The sequence below is a fragment of the Rhodococcus sp. NPDC060086 genome, assembly GCF_042730275.1.
GTDB lineage: Bacteria > Actinomycetota > Actinomycetes > Mycobacteriales > Mycobacteriaceae > Rhodococcus.
Map to the genome: position 1 here is coordinate 131810 of NZ_JBHWWZ010000002.1, position 16787 is coordinate 148596.

Sequence of the window (16787 nt, forward strand, 5' to 3'; positions counted from 1 at the left end):
ATCTCGAGTCGACGGGGTCTCCATCGATGACGGTTCTCGCCCGCCGATTATTCCCTGTTACGTGCATCGCCGCAGCACGGGCCCCGTTACAAACCCGAGCTGCGAGGGGTCGCAACCTGTTCGGCACTTCCTTCGGGCGTGTCGGCCGGAATGTCCGGAACCAGCACTCCGGTAGCAAGCTGCCACAAAGTGGTGTACAGACCGCCTGCCCGATGAAGAGTCTCGTGCGGTCCGCTCTCGACCACCCGTCCTCCGTCGATCACCACCACCAGATCTGCCCGGGCAGCGGTCGCCAGCCGGTGCGCGACGATCACCGCTGTCCGTGATCGGGTGAGGGATGCACCGGCCTCGAGCACCGCCTGCTCGGTGGCCGGATCCAGGGTGGCGGTCGCTTCGTCGAGCAACAGCAGATCCGGATCGACGAGCTCGGCCCGCGCCAACGCGATCAACTGACGCTGACCCGCGGACAAGCCCTGCCCGCGCTCCCTGACGGGGTACAGCATTCCTCCATCGAGTCCGGCGATCATGTCGAGTGCCCCTACCGCGCGCGCCGCGGATTCGATGTCGGACCGGTCCGCGTCGGGTCGGCCGTACGCGATGTTGCTCGCCACCGTCCCGGTGAACAGATGCGCCTCCTGCGGCACCACACCGAGCCGGCCGCGGTACTCGGGCAGCCGGTATTCGCGCAGATCCGTGCCGTCGACCCGCACCGAGCCCGACGTGGGGTCGTAGAAGCGGGCGAGCAGTTTGACGATCGTCGACTTCCCCGCGCCCGTGCGACCCACCAGCGCGACGGTCGAACCCGGAGGGAAGCTCAGGTCGACGTCGGCGAGCGCATCGGTGTCGGCGCCGCTGTAGCGGAACCCGACGTCGTCGAGACGGATATCGCCCCGCAGGTGGCCGGACACCTCGACAGTGCCTGCAGGCCCGGACTCGAGCGAACTCTCGGTGCGCAGCAGATCGCCGATACGGCGCAGGCCGACGCGTGCCTGCTGATAGCCGTCGAACACCTGCGACAGCTGCTGGATCGGACCGAACAACAGGTTCAGATACAGGACGAACGCGATCAGCACACCGGCGGTGGTGGCGCCGGACGAGACCTCCCGCGCACCCACGAACACGACGGCGGCCAACGCCAGATCCGACAGGAACGTGATGAACGGGAAGAACAGGGAGATCGCCCGCTGAGACCGCATCCGGCTGCGGCGGTACGCGTCGGCGCGTTCGGCGAACCGGCGCGCGGAAGTCTCCTCACGGCGGTACGCCTGCGCTGCGCGCAGTCCGGTGATGTTCTCCTGGAAATCGGCGTTGACGAGGGAGATACGTTCACGCGAGACCGCATACGCCGTGCCCGACACCTTCCGGAACCAGAGTGTGGCCGCCACCAGCACCGGGATGACGCTCAACACCACGACTGCGAGCGAGGCGTCGGTGGCCAGCAACGCCACCGAGATGCCGAGCAGGGTCAATACGCTCACGACGGCGGTCGACAATCCGGTCTGGATGAACTGCGACAGCGCGTCGACGTCGGTCGTCATCCGGGTCATGATCCGGCCCGACAGCTCCCGCTCGTAGTAGTCGAGACCCAGTCGCTGCAGGTGTGCGTAGCTGCGCACCCGCAATCCGAAGAGCACACGTTCTCCGGCGCGGGCGGTGAGCACCGTCATGGCAGCGACCACGGCCCACGCGAGCAGAGCGAGGCCCACACCCATGACTGCGGCCAGCCACAACATCTCGGGGTCGCCGGGGGTGACCCCGCGGTCGACGGCGAACCGCACGATCGACGGGAACGCGATGTTGGTGAGGGACTCGACAGCCAGGCAGAGAATCACCACGGCGAGCAGCCCGCGCACCGGGCGCAGCGTGCGCATGAGCCGGAACTCCGGATCGGGTCGGCGCAGCGCACGAGACTGCAGTTCGGGTGCGGTACCGGGTTCCTCCGTGGCCGGTGGCAAGGCCGCGACCGCCGCGCGTAGTTCCGGGGTGGGCGCCACCGAGCCGAGCGCGCCGCTCATAGGGCCGCCTCCACCACCCCCTGGGCCGCGGGCCGGGGGAGCGACGGCAGCCGGCCTGCCGGGTGACTCGGCCGCGGTCGCTGCCTCGGGCCACAGCGCATGCGATCCGGAGGGCGCAGGCACTTCGGGCGACACCGGCGGGTCCGACGTCGTGCCGGTCAGCAGACGTCGGAACACCGGGCTGCGCCGGTCGAGTTCGTCGACGGTCCCGATGTCGACGATCCTGCCGCCGTCGAGCACCGCGACACGGTCGGCGAGCGTCAGCGTCGACCGCCGGTGCGCGAGCACCAAGGTGGTGCGGTCGGGTCGGCCGCGCAGCGCGGCGTAGATCGCGGCCTCCGTCTCGGCGTCCACCGCGGATGTCGCATCGTCGAGGATCAGCACCCGAGGATCGAGCAACAGCGCGCGGGCCAGCGCGACACGCTGCCGTTGCCCACCCGACAGCGTGAGGCCGCGTTCGCCGACGATGGTGTCGTATCCGTCGGGCAGGGATTCGATGAACTCGTCGGCACGGGCCGCGGTGGCGGCGGCGCGGATCTCCTCGTCGGATGCGTCCGGCCTACCCAGTGCAATGTTCGACGCGATGGTGTCGGAGAACAGGAACGGCTCGTCGAACACGAGGCTCACCGCTTCGCGTAGCCGGTCGGCGCGCAGCGAGGCCACATCGATGTCGTCGCCGTCGGATGTCAGGCACACGGCGCCCGACGACGGCGTGTAGAAGCGCGGCGCGAGCAGCGACAATGCGGTCTTACCCGACCCGGCGGGCCCGACGATCGCGACGGTCTCGCCGGGCGGCACCTCGAGTTCCATTCCGTCGAGTACGTCGCGACCCTCGTCGAAACCGAAGGTGATGTTGCGGAAGGCGAGCCCGAGCGGGCCGTCGGGGAGCGGCACCGGATGCGGAGGATCAGCGACGTCGGGCTCGGTGTCGATCACCTCGTACACCCGCTCGACCGCGGCGCGGGAGAGCTGCGCCATGATCACGACCTGAGCCAAGGTGCGGGTGGTCGCGCTCATCGTCGCGACGTACGCGGTGAACGCGACGAACGTGCCGACCGTGATGGTGCCGTTCAAGGTGAGCCAGCCGCCGAGCACGATCGTCGCGACCAGACCGAGCTGCGGGATCGCACCCATCGGCGCGGCGAACCGCGCGTTGATCCGTGCCGCCCGCATGCGCTCGGAGTACAGGATCCGGCCGTGGTTCTCGAGCTGGTCGACGGCTCGGTCCTCCTGCCCGAACCCCTTGACCACCCGAACACCGGTGACAGTCTCCTCGACGTGTTGTGCGAGGTCGGCGGCACGCTGCTGCGACGACCATGTCGCGGCGAAGAGCTTCGGGCGGACCACCCGCACGATGGTCACGATGACGGGCACGGTGGCGACGGCGATCAGCGTGAGCAGGGGTGAGAGCGACGTCATGATCACGAGGGCCAAGGTGAGCTGCAGCAATGCGCCCGCCGACATCGGGACCATCGCGAGCAGGCCCTGGATGAGCTGAAGGTCGGTGATCGAGCGCGACACCACCTGTCCGGTTCGGATTCGATCCTGACCGTGGCCGTCGAGTCGTTGCAGCGAGCCGAGAAGGCGTAATCGGAGATCGTGTTGGACATCCAGCGAGAGTCTGCCCGCCAGCATCCGTCGCCCGTACTGGCATCCGAAGCGGACGGCGGCGCCCACCGCGATCGCTGCGGCAGCGAGTCCGATCAGGTTGGGCACCGAAGCGAATTCGGTGCCCTCACCGGTGGCGCTGTCGAGTGCGACCTTGGTGAGCAGCGGAAAGGCGATATCGATCAGCGCGGCGATGGCCGTGAGCACGAGTGCGCCGATCGCCGTTCCCCGATGACGCATGCATTCCGCGCCGAGTCGGCGGACCCAACCTGGGGCGTGTGTGTCGTGTGGCATTTCCTCCGACATTAGCGGCGGACTACGACAGCAGTGCTACGACGGCGGTGCTCAGGTGAGATCGCGACTGCGGGTCCGCCACCACCCGAGCCCGCAGATCAACGCGGTCCAGAAGATCAGGACGAGCGGGGCCAGCGGCCACGACACCGGCATCTCTGCCTCACCGGACAGGTCCACGACTCCGAACAACGCGTACCAGGTGACCTGGGCGGGCAGGAACTGCGCCACACCCCCGAGTCCGATGCCGTGGAGCACGAGCGAGACGGTCAGCTCCCCGAAAGGAACCCACGCGCAGATCGCGACAACACTGCCGACCATCGAACCGGTGAGAAGTCCGAGACCCGAGCCGATGAGTGCCCACAGCACCGCGCAGAGCAGACCGGTGCCGAGGACACCGGCGATGCCGCCGAGGTCGGCGCCCGAGAAGCCGCCGCCGAACATGAGGATGGTCAGAGCCGATACGAACTCGACGATCACGCAGTACAGCAACCCGAACAGCGCTGCGGTCGCGTACTTGGAGGCGATCACCAGGTCGCGGCCACGGGTGGTGAGGAAAGTAGTGATCACGGTGCGGTGCTGGTATTCACCACCGGTGTTGACCACACCGAACAGCGCGGCGAACAGGAACACCAGGGCGAGCGCGAACGAGATGCCCACCGCAGCCGCGGCAGCCTCGGCGAAGCCGGGCCCGAGAATGTCCTCGACCTGACGCATCACCGGGAGCGTGAGCGCCCCGCAGAACAACCCCACCACCAGCGGCGCGATACCCAGGATCCACCAGTACCGCAGGCCGAGCACCTTCCGGAACTCGGCTGTCAAGAGTGCGGTCACGAGTGTCCTCCGGGTCCGGTCGGCGGTTGCTGGAAGTTCTGGGGTGCGCCGAAGTTCTGGGGTGCACCGAAGTTCTGGGGTGCGGCCGTGTACTGGCCGGCTGTCATGGCCAGGAAGACCTGTTCGAGGTCGACGTGCTCGATGCTCGTGCCGAACAGCGTGATGCCGTGTTCACCCGCAAGTGCGGCGATGCGGTCGGGTTCGACCCCCACAACGGCCAATCGGCCGTCGGGCTGGATCTGCGCGTCGGTGAATCCGTTCGCGGCGAGTGCAGTCGCCAGCGTCACGGGGTCGGACGCCGCGACGAGCACGCGAGACCGGTACGCGCTGCGCAGATCCGTCATGCTGCTCTGCATCACGAGTGCCCCGCGGCTGACGATGACCAGATGGTCGGCCATCTGCTCGACCTCGCGGAGGATGTGGCTCGAGATCAGGACGGTGCCGCCGTTTCTCGCAAACGTCACGAGGAAGTCGCGAAGCCACGCCATTCCCTCGGGGTCGAGACCGTTGGCGGGTTCGTCGAGCACCAGATAGCGCGGCTGGCCGAGCAGCGCAGTCGCCAACGCGAGGCGCTGGCGCATCCCGAGCGAGAACTCACCGACGCGTCGACGCGCTGCCGGGGTCAGCCCCACGAGGTCGAGCATCCGAACGGCCCGCTCGTCGGGCACACCCATCGCCGCGCAGTACGCCCTCAGATGGGTGGCCGCAGTGTGCTTCGGATGCGCGCTGTGCGCGTCGAGCACCGCGCCCACGATCTGAGCGGGCTGATCGAGCCGAGTGAACGGCACGCCGTCGATGTACGCGGCACCTGCGGAGGGTCGCACCAGACCCGTCAGCATGCTCAGCGTCGTCGTCTTGCCCGACCCGTTCGGGCCGAGAAAACCGGTGATCGAACCCCGGGGCACGGTGAAACTCAGGTTCGACACGGCGGTGACGTTGCCGAACGTCTTGGTGAGCCCTTCTACAACGATCCCGGGAGGGGGTCCGCTTGCCGGTGCGGTGAAATGCGGCTGCCCGTGCGGAGTGTTCGCTGACGGTGCTGTCACGGAAATGTTCCCCCGGTTACCTCTCGCGGTTGTGTCGCCGCGAGCATACGTGCAGGCAGAATCGAGGCGAGTACCTCAGCCTTCCAACGTCGGTGCCGGGCGTGACGGCAACGCGCTCTGCTCGGCCGGCCACGTCGCGGGAGGTGTTCCGAAGGCTTCGCGCGCGTTGATGATCGTGCGTTTGCCGATCGTCCGGTTGCCGGCGCCACCGATCGCGGCACCGATACCTGCGGGTACGAGCTTGCCGATGAGAAGTGCCCCGCGCCTGGCCGCATACTTTCGGACGAACTTCTTCACGAGCGTGTTGTTCATCAGCTTGAGCTGTTTGCTGCCGACCTGCCCGGTCAGTGCCTTCGGCCAGTTCTTCAGCGATGTTCCGGTCGCCGCCGCGACGATCTCCTTACCGGAGTCACCGAGTGCGATCGCGAGCACCAGCGCGCGGCGCTGGTTGTGGTCGTGAGGTTCGATTCCGTGCACCGACGCGACAGCGAGTGTCAGCAGCGCCGATGCTTCGAGGAAGAACACCGATTCCGCGCCGATCGCCCCGATGGCAGCGATCGTTCCGACGCCGGGGAAGGCGGCGGTGGCCCCGGCTGCGGCACCGCTGCCCGTGATGGTGTTGAGGAACTGCTTCTCGAGGCGCGCGATGATCTGCGCCGGTGCTTCGTCGGGATGTGCACGACGCAGCAGAGCGACGTATTTGGCGACTGCGGGGCCCTGCAGCCGGCTGCCGTTGTCGAGCAGGGTGATGAGCGCGCGTTCGATCGCGCCACCCTTGATGGGCTCACCGTTCTTGTCGACGGCGCCGGACTTCTCGCTCATTTCGATCCTTGTCGTGTGTCCGCAGGTGGCTACGCTGGAGGTTGTGGTCCGGTCGTCCATTCCAGTCGGCATGTCCGACGGCGTCCGGCAGCGGCCGGCGCCGGTGCTGCAACCCTACGTGCGTCAGTACGAAGGATATCGGTTGACGGGCTTTCCTCCGGGCCGACATCTGGGTCTGTCGTCGCCGGACCTCACCGTCGTTCTGAGCCTCGATCAGCCCGTCGACATTGCCAGGGCGGCCGCGCCGGGCCAGAAACCCGGCCGGTTCTCGGCACTGGCCAGTGGCCTCACCACATCACCGGTGACGATCGCGCACGACGGCAACCAGCACGGCATTCAGCTTGCGTTGACGCCTGCGGGAGCCCGCGCGCTTCTCGGGGTTCCTACATCCGCGCTCGGCGCGTGGGTGGTCGAACTCGAGGACCTGCTGGGCGTCGATGCGCAGGAACTGCTCGAGCGGATAGCCGCGACACCCGGTTGGCCGGAGCGCTTCGCGATTCTCGACCGTGTCCTCACCCGGCGATTGTTCGGTGCTCGCGATGCCGTGCAGATGGATGCGCGTGTGGCGTACGCATGGCAGCAACTCGTCGCCCGCCCCGGCATCGCAGTGCGCGATGTGGCCGGCGATCTCGGATGGAGCCGCCGCTATCTGACGGCACGCTTCACCGCGGAGCTCGGGGTCACGCCCAAGGAATCCGCACGCATCGCCAGGTTCGCCCGGTCGAAGACGATGCTGAGCAGGCCTGAGGCGCGCCTGTCCGAGGTGGCGGTCGGCTGCGGGTTCTACGACCAGGCCCATCTCGCCCGCGAGTGGCGTGAATTCGCGGGCGTGCCACCGTCGCGCTGGAGACAGGATGAGGTGTTCCCATTCGTCCAAGACTCCGACGCCTCATCCGAGGAAGGCTTGTCTTCATGACCAGCACAGCAGCAAACCAGGACCGATCCACCACCGACAACCGCGCCCCGAACGTGTGGCCGTGCCTCGCCTACACCGATGCCCGAGGCGCAATCAGCTTCCTCGTCGACACTCTCGGATTCACCGAATCCGCCTGCTACGGCGAAGGCGACCGCATCGATCACGCAGAACTGACGTGGCCCTATGGCGGAGGCATCATGCTCGGCTCCGCCGGGCGCGACACCCCGCTCGATCAGCACGCAGACTCGGGAACCGTGTACCTCGTCGTCCCCGAGGACGCTCTCGCGGATGACCTCTACGAGAAGGTCCGTGCCTCCGCCGCGACCGTCACCGTGGAGATGCGCGACGAGGACTACGGCTCACACGGCTTCACGTGCCGCGACCCGCAAGGGGTGTTCTGGAGCATCGGCACCTATGCGGGGCACGGATTCGGTCAGTGATTCAGAGAGGGGACTCGGAGAGGATTCAGAGAGGCATGTGATCCGACGGCACCGTCTCCTCCGCACGCGGCGGGGGAGGCGGTGTGCCGTCCCCGAAGGGCCGGCCACCGAGTTCTTCCCTGCCGTGCGGAGTCACCCAGCCCGACAGGTCGGGGCCCTTCGGCACGATCTGCGTCGGATTCACATCGGTGTGCACGATGTAGTAGTGCTGTTTGATCTGCACGAAGTCGGTGGTGTCGCCGAAGCCGGGCGTCTGGAACAGATCGCGCGCGTAGCCCCACAGCGCCGGGAACGCGGTGAGCGGGTTGCGGTTGCATTTGAAATGACCGTGATAGACCGGATCGAACCGGGCGAGGGTGGTGAACAGCCGCACGTCGGCTTCGGTGATCGTCTCGCCCACCAGATAGCGCCGGTCGGTGAGCCGTTCCTCCAGCCAATCGAGTCGGGCGAACAACCGGTCGAACGCTGCGTCGTACTTGTCCTGTGAACCGGCGAAGCCGCACCGGTAGACGCCGTTGTTGACATCGCGGTACACAAGATCCGCGACCTCGTCGATCTCGCTCCGCAGCGACTCCGGGTACAGATCCGGTGCTCCGTCGCGGTGGAATGCGGTCCATTCGGTCGAGAAGTCCAAGGTGATCTGCGCGTAGTCGTTGGTCACCACCTGTCCGGTGGGGACGTCGACGATGGCGGGCACCGTGATGCCGCGGGGGTAGTCGGGTTGCCGCGCGAAGTAGGCGTCCTGGAGGTGTCCGATGCCCAGCACCGGGTCGACGCCACCGGGGTCGAGATCGAAAGTCCAGCTGCGCTCATCGTGGGTCGGACCGCACAGACCCAGCGACAGTGCGTCCTCGAGACCGAGTAGTCGTCGCACGATCAATGTGCGGTTCGCCCACGGGCAGGCACGTGCCGCGACGAGACGGTAGCGACCCGCTTCGACGGGGTATCCGTCGCGGCCGTCTGCGGTGATCCGCGTCGAAATGTAGTTGGTGTCGCGGGTGAACTCGGTACCCGGCGCCACGTAGCTTGCCTGGCTGTCTGTGCTGTTGTCGCTCACGGAGACTCCTGCCATCGGGTCGGATACAACTCGGGTCGGATACAACTCGGGTCGGCTACCTGGCCGACATACGCACTGTGATGAGGGTTCCCCACTCGACATATCCCGACACCGCTGCGAGTCCCCGCGCCGCGAGATTGTCGTGGCGAGCCCGCCACAGGGGGATCAGGCCGGCGTCGAGTGCTTCGTGTGTGCACAGTGTCGCGACGGTGGCACCCAGGCCGAGACGCCGATTCTCCGGTGTCGTCAGGACCCTCACATCCGCGAGAAGCGACTGGAGTTCGCGGTAGCCCGCAACGGCGAGCGGCTGGTGGTCGTCGTCGAGCAGGACGAATGCACGATCGGGCACGTCCGGCCCGACCTCGGTGCCGTCGTCGGGTGGGCAGCGTCGCAACAGTTCGGCGAGGTCGGCGGTGTCGTGCGAGATCAACGGATCCTCGACCCGTACCGCGTCCGTCCACTCCGGGCACAGGCAGAGCACCTCGGCACGCGCCGCGTAACCACCGGCCGCGGAGCGCACGGCACCTTCGTCCGGGTCCGCGGAGAGAGCGGTCACAGCGGATACCGCCGGCTCGGGGCCCACCACGGCGACGGTGTCGCCGATTCGGAGTACTCGCACCGTGGTGGCCGTATCGTCCACGTTCGTCACGAGTCCACCGGAGGAGAGGGCGTCGTCGGCAAGGCCGAGTTCACGACACCACGCGAGGGTCGCGATGCTCGAGAGATGGGGGTCCACGCGGATACCGTATCCCGGAGACCGTGGAGAGGACGTGTAGTGAGATCTGGGGACGAACCTGCCGTACCCGACTCTCATTGGCCCGCCCTCGGCGCATTGTGCCTCGGCTTTTTCATGATTCTGGTGGACAGCACGATCGTGTCGGTGGCGAATCCGGCCATCATGCGCGCGCTCGACGCGGATATCGAGAGTGTCGTGTGGGTCACCAGCGCCTATCTGCTGGCGTACGCGGTACCCCTGCTGATCACCGGTCGCCTCGGCGACCGATTCGGCCAGCGCAGGCTCTACCTGTCCGGGCTGGTGGTGTTCACCTTCGCATCGCTGTGGTGTGGGATGTCGTCGACGATCGAGACGCTGATCGTGGCGCGTGTCCTGCAGGGGTTCGGGGCAGCGCTGATGTCTCCGCAGACGATGGCCGTGATCACCCGCGTCTTCCCGCCCGACCGGCGCGGGACGGCAATGGGAATGTGGGGTGCCGTCGGCGGGGTCGCGACCTTGGTCGGGCCGCTCGCCGGCGGGGTGCTCGTCGACGGACTCGGCTGGGAATGGATCTTCTTCGTCAATGTTCCGTTGGGGCTGGTCGCGTTCGTGCTGGCAGTGCGGTTCGTCCCTGTTCTCCCGACCCAGGCCCACCGGTTCGATGTTCCGGGAGTGATCCTCAGCGGCGTGGGCATGTTCTTCCTGGTGTTCGGACTCCAGGGGGCCGGCGAGTATCCGTGGTCGCCGGGCGTGTGGACGAGTATCGGCATCGGTATCGCGATCCTGGTGATCTTCGTGTGGTACCAGTCGCTGGGGCGGGGAGAACCGCTGGTGCCACTGGTCTTGTTCCGCGACCGGAACTTCGCGCTCGCGAACATCGGGATCGCGTCGATCGGCTTCTCGATCACCGCCTTCATGCTTCCGCTGATGTTCTACGCGCAGGATGTCCGGGGCCTGGGCCCCACCGAGTCGGCGCTCCTCATGGTGCCGATGGCGGTGTTGAGCGGTGGACTCGCACCGTTCGTCGGGCGCCTCGTCGATCGGGTGCATCCGAGGTATGTCGCGGGCCCCGCTTTCGCGCTGCTGGCCGTCGCGTTCGTGTGGCTCTCGTCGGCGATGACCCCGGACGCGCAGGCCTGGCAGCTCCTGTTGCCGATCGGGTTGACCGGCTTCGCATCGGCGGGGATCTGGTCGACTCTGTCGACCACCGCCACACGCAACCTCGACCTCCGGCTGGCGGGCGCCGGTTCGGGCGTCTACAACGCCACCCGGCAGCTGGGCGCGGTCCTCGGCAGCGCGGCGATCGCTGCCGTGATGGCCGCACTGCTGTCGGCCCGCGGCCTCGGGGACGGGGTGTCGCAGACCGCTGTCGGTGATCTGCCCGAACCCGTACGCGAGGCGTACGCGGCATCGATGGCGCAGTCGATGTGGTTGCCTGCGGCAGCGTTGACAGTGGGATTCGTCGCGTCGGTGAGTTTCGCTCGTCCTCAGCAGCCGAAGATTCGGCACACATCGAAACACAGTTCCCCGGCCAGAATGTGACCTACGCCATATAGTGCAGTCACGGACGGCGTTGGGAGGTTGCGATGTCGCTGGCGGTCGTCGGAAAATCCGCGGGAGCAGGTTGGCTGCAGGGCGAACGCGTCATGCGCCGTTCCGGCGGGATCCTGCACTACGAAGACCTGGAACCGTGCCTTGCCGAAATGCTCGATCGCAGTGCGCTGCGGTACTCGAACCGTGTGGCAGCGGTCGACGGCGACGGAGGTGCGATCACCTACCGCGACCTGTGGACCGAAGCTGCGAAGGTTGCCGGAGGGCTCCTCGACCAAGGCGTCGGCCCGGCCGACCGCGTCCTCGTGCATTACCGGAACGGCTTCGAGTGGTTGCGCGCATTCCTCGGGGTCGTTCTCGCAGGTGGTGTGCCCGTCCTGCCCGACCCCACGTGCAGCGACACCGAGATCGACTGGATGGCGTTCGACAGTGGTGCCGTACTGATCCTCGACGGCCCCCTTCCGGAGGGAGTCCCGTTCCTCGACGGCGGTGCCTCACCCACCGAATTGGCGTTGCTCTATTACGTCCGAGGCTGTGGCGCCGAACTGCGAGGTGTGGAACTGACCAACTCGAACGTTCTGTCGACGATCGAGGCCGTGGGGCATGCCATGGATCTGGTGAACGAACCCGGCCGCACCGTGATCACCACACCGTTGTCCACGGCGGTCGGATGCAGCGTGCAGTTGCTCCCGACCCTCGCGTTCGGAGGAACCGTCGTCGCGGCGGGCACGCGAGGAACCCGCGTGCCGTGGCGGCATCTGCGGGCGTCGTTCCCCGCCTCCCGCTGCATCCGCGGATGGGGTGTGGCCGAGACCGGAGGGATCGGTCTGCTGCTCCCGTCCGAGCACCGTCGCAGGCACCCGCGCAGTGTCGGTGTGCCCTTCGGCGGGATCGAGGTCGCGCTGCTCGGCCCCGATGCGGAGGACGGCAGAGGCGAACTGCTGTGCCGTGGGCCGAGCGTCGCCCGCGGTTATCGGAACAATCCGGCTGCGACCGCCGCGATGTTCGACGACGGCTGGTTCCGCACCGGCGACCAGGTCTCCATCGACGCCGCAGGCTTCGTCAATCCTGTCGCGGTGCGGGTGTCGTGACGTGCCACATCCGGCGGCGGTGTCTGTGACCCAGTGCTCCTTTGCAGGTCGGGTATCCTTTTCCGGAAACACGCAAGGGTGCAATCGCATTCGTCGAGAAGCGTGCACCCGTCTGGAAGGGCAATACAGCGATGGTCGAGGAACACACGGTGCCGCATGAGCACGGCTTGGCGGAACTGCACGTTCACATCGAAGGAACCCTCGAACCCGAGCTGATCTTCGCCCTCGCGGAACGCAATCGAATCGAGCTCCCGTATCGGGACCTCGACGATCTGCGCAGCCGATACGAGTTCGGTGATCTCGTGTCCTTCCTCGACCTCTACTACGCCAACATGGAAGTCCTGCGCACGGCACAGGACTTTGCCGACCTTGCCCGCGCGTACTTCGCGCGGGCAGCGCGGGCCGGTATCACCCGGGCCGAGTTCTTCTTCGATCCGCAGGCCCACACGGCGCGCGGAGTGGAGTTGCGTGAGGTCGTCGACGGTCTTGCGGACGCCGCCGCCGGTGCGCGCCGCGAGTACGGCATCGACGCCGCGATGATCGCGTCGATCGTGCGCGATCGCCCCGTGGCCGAAGCGAACGACACGTTCTCGGATCTGATGAAGATGCAGGCCCCGATCATCGCCCTCGGACTCGACTCTGCGGAGGTCGGATACCCGCCGTCGCTGTTCGAGGACGTGTTCGCGCGGGCCCGCGCGGAAGGTCTGCGCATCACGGCGCACGCGGGCGAGGAGGGCCCTCCGGAGTATGTCCGGCAGGCGCTGGATCTACTCGGCGCCGAGCGCATCGACCACGGCATCCGATCCCTCGAAGACCCGGAACTCGTCACGCGGCTGGTGGACGAACAGATTCCCTTGACGGTGTGCCCGTTGTCGAATGTCAGGTTGCGGGTGGTCGATACGCTTGCGGATCATCCGCTGCGCCGCATGCTCGAAGCAGGGCTGTCGGTGACCGTGAACTCCGATGACCCCGCGTACTTCGGCGGGTATGTGGACGATGCCTTCACCGCATTGCGTGAGCAGCTGGGATTGACCGATGAGGAACGAAAGGTCTTGGCGGACAATTCGATGCGCGCTGCCTTCCTCTGAATCGGATCAGTACCACGCGAGTATCGGATCCGCGTACTACGCGCCGAGTACGCGTTGCAGATACTCGTTGTCGAAGACGCGCTGCGGATCGACACGGTCGCGCACCGCGATGACGTCGCCGAACCGGGGATACGCTTCGCTCAGATCAGCGGCGGTGAGTCCGTGCAGTTTCCCCCAATGCGGGCGCCCGCCGACGGCCCGGGCGATGGCCTCGACGGCCGAGAAGTACTCGCGATGCTCGCCGCGGTGGAACTGGTGCACCGCCACGTAGGCGGTGGCGCGACCGTGGGCGGTGGACAACCAGACGTCGTCTGCGGCCGCGAATCGCACTTCGATCGGAAACCCGATCCTCAGTGCGGAGCGGCGCAGCCATGCGGCGATCTCGTCGAGCACCGCGGGTAGCGCGTCGACCGGTATCGCGTACTCCATCTCCTTGAACCGCACACGCCGATTCGATGCGAACACCCGGTGACTGCGGTCGGTGTACGTGCGCTCCGACAGTGCACGCGACGACACGGAATTGAGGCCGGGGATCAGCGTGGGCACTCGCGTTCCGAGGTGCTGGAACGCGTTGAACACGCCGTTGGACAGGACTTCGTCGTCGATGAATCCCCTGATCCGTCCGACCGGGTCGACCGGCGTGGTACCGGGGAGTCGAGTGTTGCTCTTGGTGAGCACGCCGTCGGTGTGGGGGAACCAGTAGAACTCGAAATGGTCGGCGCGGAGTCGGTCGTCGAGGCTGTCGAGCGTCTCGTGCAAGGAGCCGGGCGCCTCGTGGGCACGGAGTCGGAATGCGGCCACGCAGTCGAACGTCACGCTCGAGAGCACACCGACGGCTCCGATGCCGAGTCGGGAGACCTCGAACAGTTCGGGCTGGTGAGCGGGGGAACACTCGACGACCGATCCGTCGGCGAGCACCGTCGTCACGGCACGAACCTGCGCTGCGAGACCGGTGAAACCCGCACCGGTTCCGTGAGTCCCGGTGGAGATCGCTCCGGCCACGGACTGGACGTCGACGTCGCCGAGGTTGGGTAGCGCGAGACCGAGTGCCCACAGCTGTTCGCTCAGGTCGTGGAGTCGCGTCCCCGCCCGCACGCTCACGAGCGCGCCGGTCGCGGTGGGCAACACGGTCTCGATCCCGGTCATCCGGTCGAGTGAAAGCAGAGTTCCATCGGTGACGGCAGCGCCGGTGAAGGAATGGCCCGCGCCGACGGCCTTGACGTGTCGGCCTTGTTCTACGGAGCGCGCGACCACTGCTGCGAGCTCGTCCGTGCTTTCCGGCGTGTCGAACCGCTGCGGGTTCGAACGCTCGGTCCGTGCCCAATTGTGCCAGGTCGCCATTGCCCCATGATCGACCTGGACAGGCGTTCAGGTCAATACCCGGGTCTTGGACGCGCGCCCGATCTACGATCGGGGAATGTCGAACCGGTTGCCTGCGGAGGAGCGTCGAACCCAACTCGTCGAATCTGCACTGGAATTGGCCGGACGGGGCGGGGTCGGAGCAGTCACCGTCCGGGCGGTTGCGGAGAACGCCGGGGTATCCCTGGGGGTGGTGCATTATTGCTTCGACAGTAAGGAAGCCCTTGTCGTTGCGATGGCCGAAACGCTGATCCAGCAACTCGCCGACACCATGCAGACGGCGTTCGACGTACCCCACGACGAGCCCGCACCACAGGGCGTCCGTGGCCTGCGAGAACTGCTGTTCAAAGGACTCAGCGCGGCGTGGCCGTCGATCGAGGCGACCGCCGGACGTCAACTCCTCACCTACGAGATCACCACCTATTCGCTTCGTCACCGCAATGCGGGTGCCGCGCTCGGTGGCGACATCGCCGTACAGCAGTACCGCATCATGGACGAACAGGCGCACGCCTTCCTCACCGCGTGTGCCGAACAAACCGGGACGACGTGGACGGAGCCGATCGAGAGCGTTGCGCGGACCGCGCTCGCACTCATCGACGGCTTCACGTTGCGCTGGCTCGTCGACCAGGAAAGCGATTCGATCGTCAGTGAACTCGACGACATGGCGGGGATCATCGCACATCGCGCCGTCGACAAAGCCTGATCGCCCACCTCCACACCGATGGGATCACCCTTGAGCACTGCTGTACCCGGAAATACTGCTGTACCCGGCAACACTGCTGTTCTCGATCGCCTCGATGAGGCAACGTCGGATCTGGATCCACCCTTCGCGGCGTTGGACCTGACCACACTGCGTCGCAACGCGGACGATCTGGTCCGTCGCGCATCGGGCACCCCCGTCCGGGTCGCGAGCAAGTCGGTGCGCTGCCGAACCGTGCTCGAGGAGGTACTGGGTTCCGGTCTCACCGCGCAGGGTGGATTTCGAGGCATCATGTCGTACTCGTTGCGCGAGGCGCTGTGGCTCATCTCGCACGGTGCGCGCGATGTCCTTCTCGGGTACCCCACCGTCGACCGCGCGGCACTCGCGGGACTTGCGTCCGACCCCGTCGCGCTCGGGTCGGTGACCCTCATGGTCGATGCTCCTGCGCAGCTGGATCTGATCCGGAACGCGGTGGGCACCGGTGCTGTTCGTCCTCGGGTATGCCTCGATATCGATGCATCGCTTCGTGTCGGGCCGGTGCATCTCGGGGTGCGACGGTCGCCGCTGCGCACCCCGGATCAGGCAGCCGCGCTCGCACGGGTGGCGGCGGCCGGGGGGTTCGACGTCGTCGGAATCATGTTCTACGAGGCACAGATCGCGGGCCTGCCCGATTCGTCGCTGCCCGTCCGGATGGTCAAGCGAATGTCGGCGCGGGAACTCGCGACACGGCGGGGCGAGGTGGTCGATGCGGTTCGCGCGGTCGTCGGCGACCTCGAGATCGTCAACAGCGGAGGTACCGGATCGCTCGAGGTGAGCTCGTCCGATCCGGTTGTCACCGAGGTCACCGCGGGGTCGGGACTGTACGTACCGACGTTGTTCGACGCCTACCGCTCGTTCACTCCGAATCCTTCGTTGTTCTTCGCGTTGTCCGCCGTGCGTAAACCTGCCCCGTCGATCACCACCCTGTTCGGCGGTGGGTACATCGCGTCGGGGCCACCGGGTGCGGCCCGGATACCCCGACCTGTCCGGCCTGCGGGGCTGACACTGCTGCGCAACGAGGGAGCGGGAGAGGTACAGACCCCCGTGCGTGGGCGTGCTGCGTCGGATGTCCCGATCGGTGGGCGTGTGTGGTTCAGGCACGCGAAGGCGGGGGAGCTGTGCGAGAGATTCGGGCAGATCCACATCGTCGACGCCGGTGCTCGCACGACCGTTCCTACCTACCGCGGCGAGGGCCACTGCTGGTGAGCGGATAAT

General features: G+C 67.0%; 14 protein-coding genes. 7 read left to right on the plus strand and 7 right to left on the minus strand.

The genetic code is table 11. The features are described from left to right. Positions 1–86: 86 nt before the first annotated feature. The 4 genes from ACFWB0_RS02360 to ACFWB0_RS02375 form a co-directional block, all read right to left on the minus strand. Positions 87–3917 (minus strand): ABC transporter ATP-binding protein, encoded by a 3831-nt coding sequence (locus ACFWB0_RS02360; RefSeq protein ID WP_378488810.1) that lies wholly within the window; start codon positions 3915–3917, stop codon positions 87–89. Between the two features lie 51 nt (positions 3918–3968). Then, entirely contained in the window at positions 3969–4748 is a 780-nt protein-coding gene (locus ACFWB0_RS02365; RefSeq protein WP_378488811.1) for an ABC transporter permease, read from the minus strand. Beyond that, the gene (locus ACFWB0_RS02370) at positions 4745–5794 is read right to left on the minus strand and encodes an ABC transporter ATP-binding protein (protein WP_378488812.1); all 1050 of its coding nucleotides are present in this window, start codon (positions 5792–5794) and stop codon (positions 4745–4747) included. The genes ACFWB0_RS02365 and ACFWB0_RS02370 overlap by 4 nt, the downstream gene beginning before the upstream one ends. A 75-nt stretch (positions 5795–5869) precedes the next feature. Next, complete coding sequence (locus ACFWB0_RS02375) at positions 5870–6616, minus strand: hypothetical protein (RefSeq protein ID WP_378488813.1); 747 nt, start codon at positions 6614–6616, stop codon at positions 5870–5872. Between the two features lie 70 nt (positions 6617–6686). Between ACFWB0_RS02375 and ACFWB0_RS02380 the strand changes: the two genes are divergently transcribed. Continuing rightward, positions 6687–7532, plus strand: a complete 846-nt coding sequence (locus ACFWB0_RS02380; protein ID WP_378488814.1) for a helix-turn-helix domain-containing protein — start codon at positions 6687–6689, stop codon at positions 7530–7532. Next, positions 7529–7972, plus strand: a complete 444-nt coding sequence (locus ACFWB0_RS02385; RefSeq protein WP_378488815.1) for a VOC family protein — start codon at positions 7529–7531, stop codon at positions 7970–7972. Before ACFWB0_RS02380 ends, ACFWB0_RS02385 begins: the two co-directional genes overlap by 4 nt. Positions 7973–7997: 25 nt before the next feature. Here ACFWB0_RS02385 and ACFWB0_RS02390 read toward each other — a convergent pair whose 3' ends face one another. Both ACFWB0_RS02390 and ACFWB0_RS02395 read right to left on the minus strand, forming a co-directional pair. Further along, positions 7998–9044 carry a glutathione S-transferase family protein gene (locus tag ACFWB0_RS02390; protein ID WP_378488816.1) on the minus strand — a complete coding sequence of 349 codons (1047 nt, stop codon included), beginning with the start codon at positions 9042–9044 and terminating at the stop codon, positions 7998–8000. Between the two features lie 40 nt (positions 9045–9084). Continuing rightward, complete coding sequence (locus ACFWB0_RS02395) at positions 9085–9765, minus strand: GNAT family N-acetyltransferase (RefSeq protein WP_378488817.1); 681 nt, start codon at positions 9763–9765, stop codon at positions 9085–9087. Positions 9766–9804: 39 nt separating this feature from the next. Between ACFWB0_RS02395 and ACFWB0_RS02400 the strand changes: the two genes are divergently transcribed. The 3 genes from ACFWB0_RS02400 to ACFWB0_RS02410 all read left to right on the plus strand — a co-directional run bounded on the left by ACFWB0_RS02400 (position 9805) and on the right by ACFWB0_RS02410 (position 13474). Continuing rightward, positions 9805–11286 (plus strand): MFS transporter, encoded by a 1482-nt coding sequence (locus ACFWB0_RS02400; protein ID WP_378488818.1) that lies wholly within the window; start codon positions 9805–9807, stop codon positions 11284–11286. Positions 11287–11330: 44 nt separating this feature from the next. Further along, positions 11331–12386, plus strand: coding sequence for a class I adenylate-forming enzyme family protein (locus ACFWB0_RS02405; protein ID WP_378488819.1), 1056 nt, complete (start codon positions 11331–11333; stop codon positions 12384–12386). 149 nt (positions 12387–12535) lie between these two features. Further along, complete coding sequence (locus tag ACFWB0_RS02410) at positions 12536–13474, plus strand: adenosine deaminase (RefSeq protein ID WP_378488820.1); 939 nt, start codon at positions 12536–12538, stop codon at positions 13472–13474. 36 nt (positions 13475–13510) lie between these two features. Here ACFWB0_RS02410 and ACFWB0_RS02415 read toward each other — a convergent pair whose 3' ends face one another. Next, positions 13511–14815 carry a D-arabinono-1,4-lactone oxidase gene (locus tag ACFWB0_RS02415; RefSeq protein WP_378488821.1) on the minus strand — a complete coding sequence of 435 codons (1305 nt, stop codon included), beginning with the start codon at positions 14813–14815 and terminating at the stop codon, positions 13511–13513. A 76-nt stretch (positions 14816–14891) separates the two neighbouring features. Here ACFWB0_RS02415 and ACFWB0_RS02420 point away from each other — a divergent pair, with 76 nt between their 5' ends. Together ACFWB0_RS02420 and ACFWB0_RS02425 are read left to right on the plus strand one after the other, a co-directional pair. Next, on the plus strand, positions 14892–15536 hold the full coding sequence (locus ACFWB0_RS02420; protein ID WP_378488822.1) for a TetR/AcrR family transcriptional regulator: 645 nt from the start codon (positions 14892–14894) through the stop codon (positions 15534–15536). 18 nt (positions 15537–15554) lie between these two features. Further along, complete coding sequence (locus tag ACFWB0_RS02425; RefSeq protein ID WP_378488823.1) at positions 15555–16778, plus strand: amino acid deaminase/aldolase; 1224 nt, start codon at positions 15555–15557, stop codon at positions 16776–16778. Positions 16779–16787: the final 9 nt, after the last annotated feature.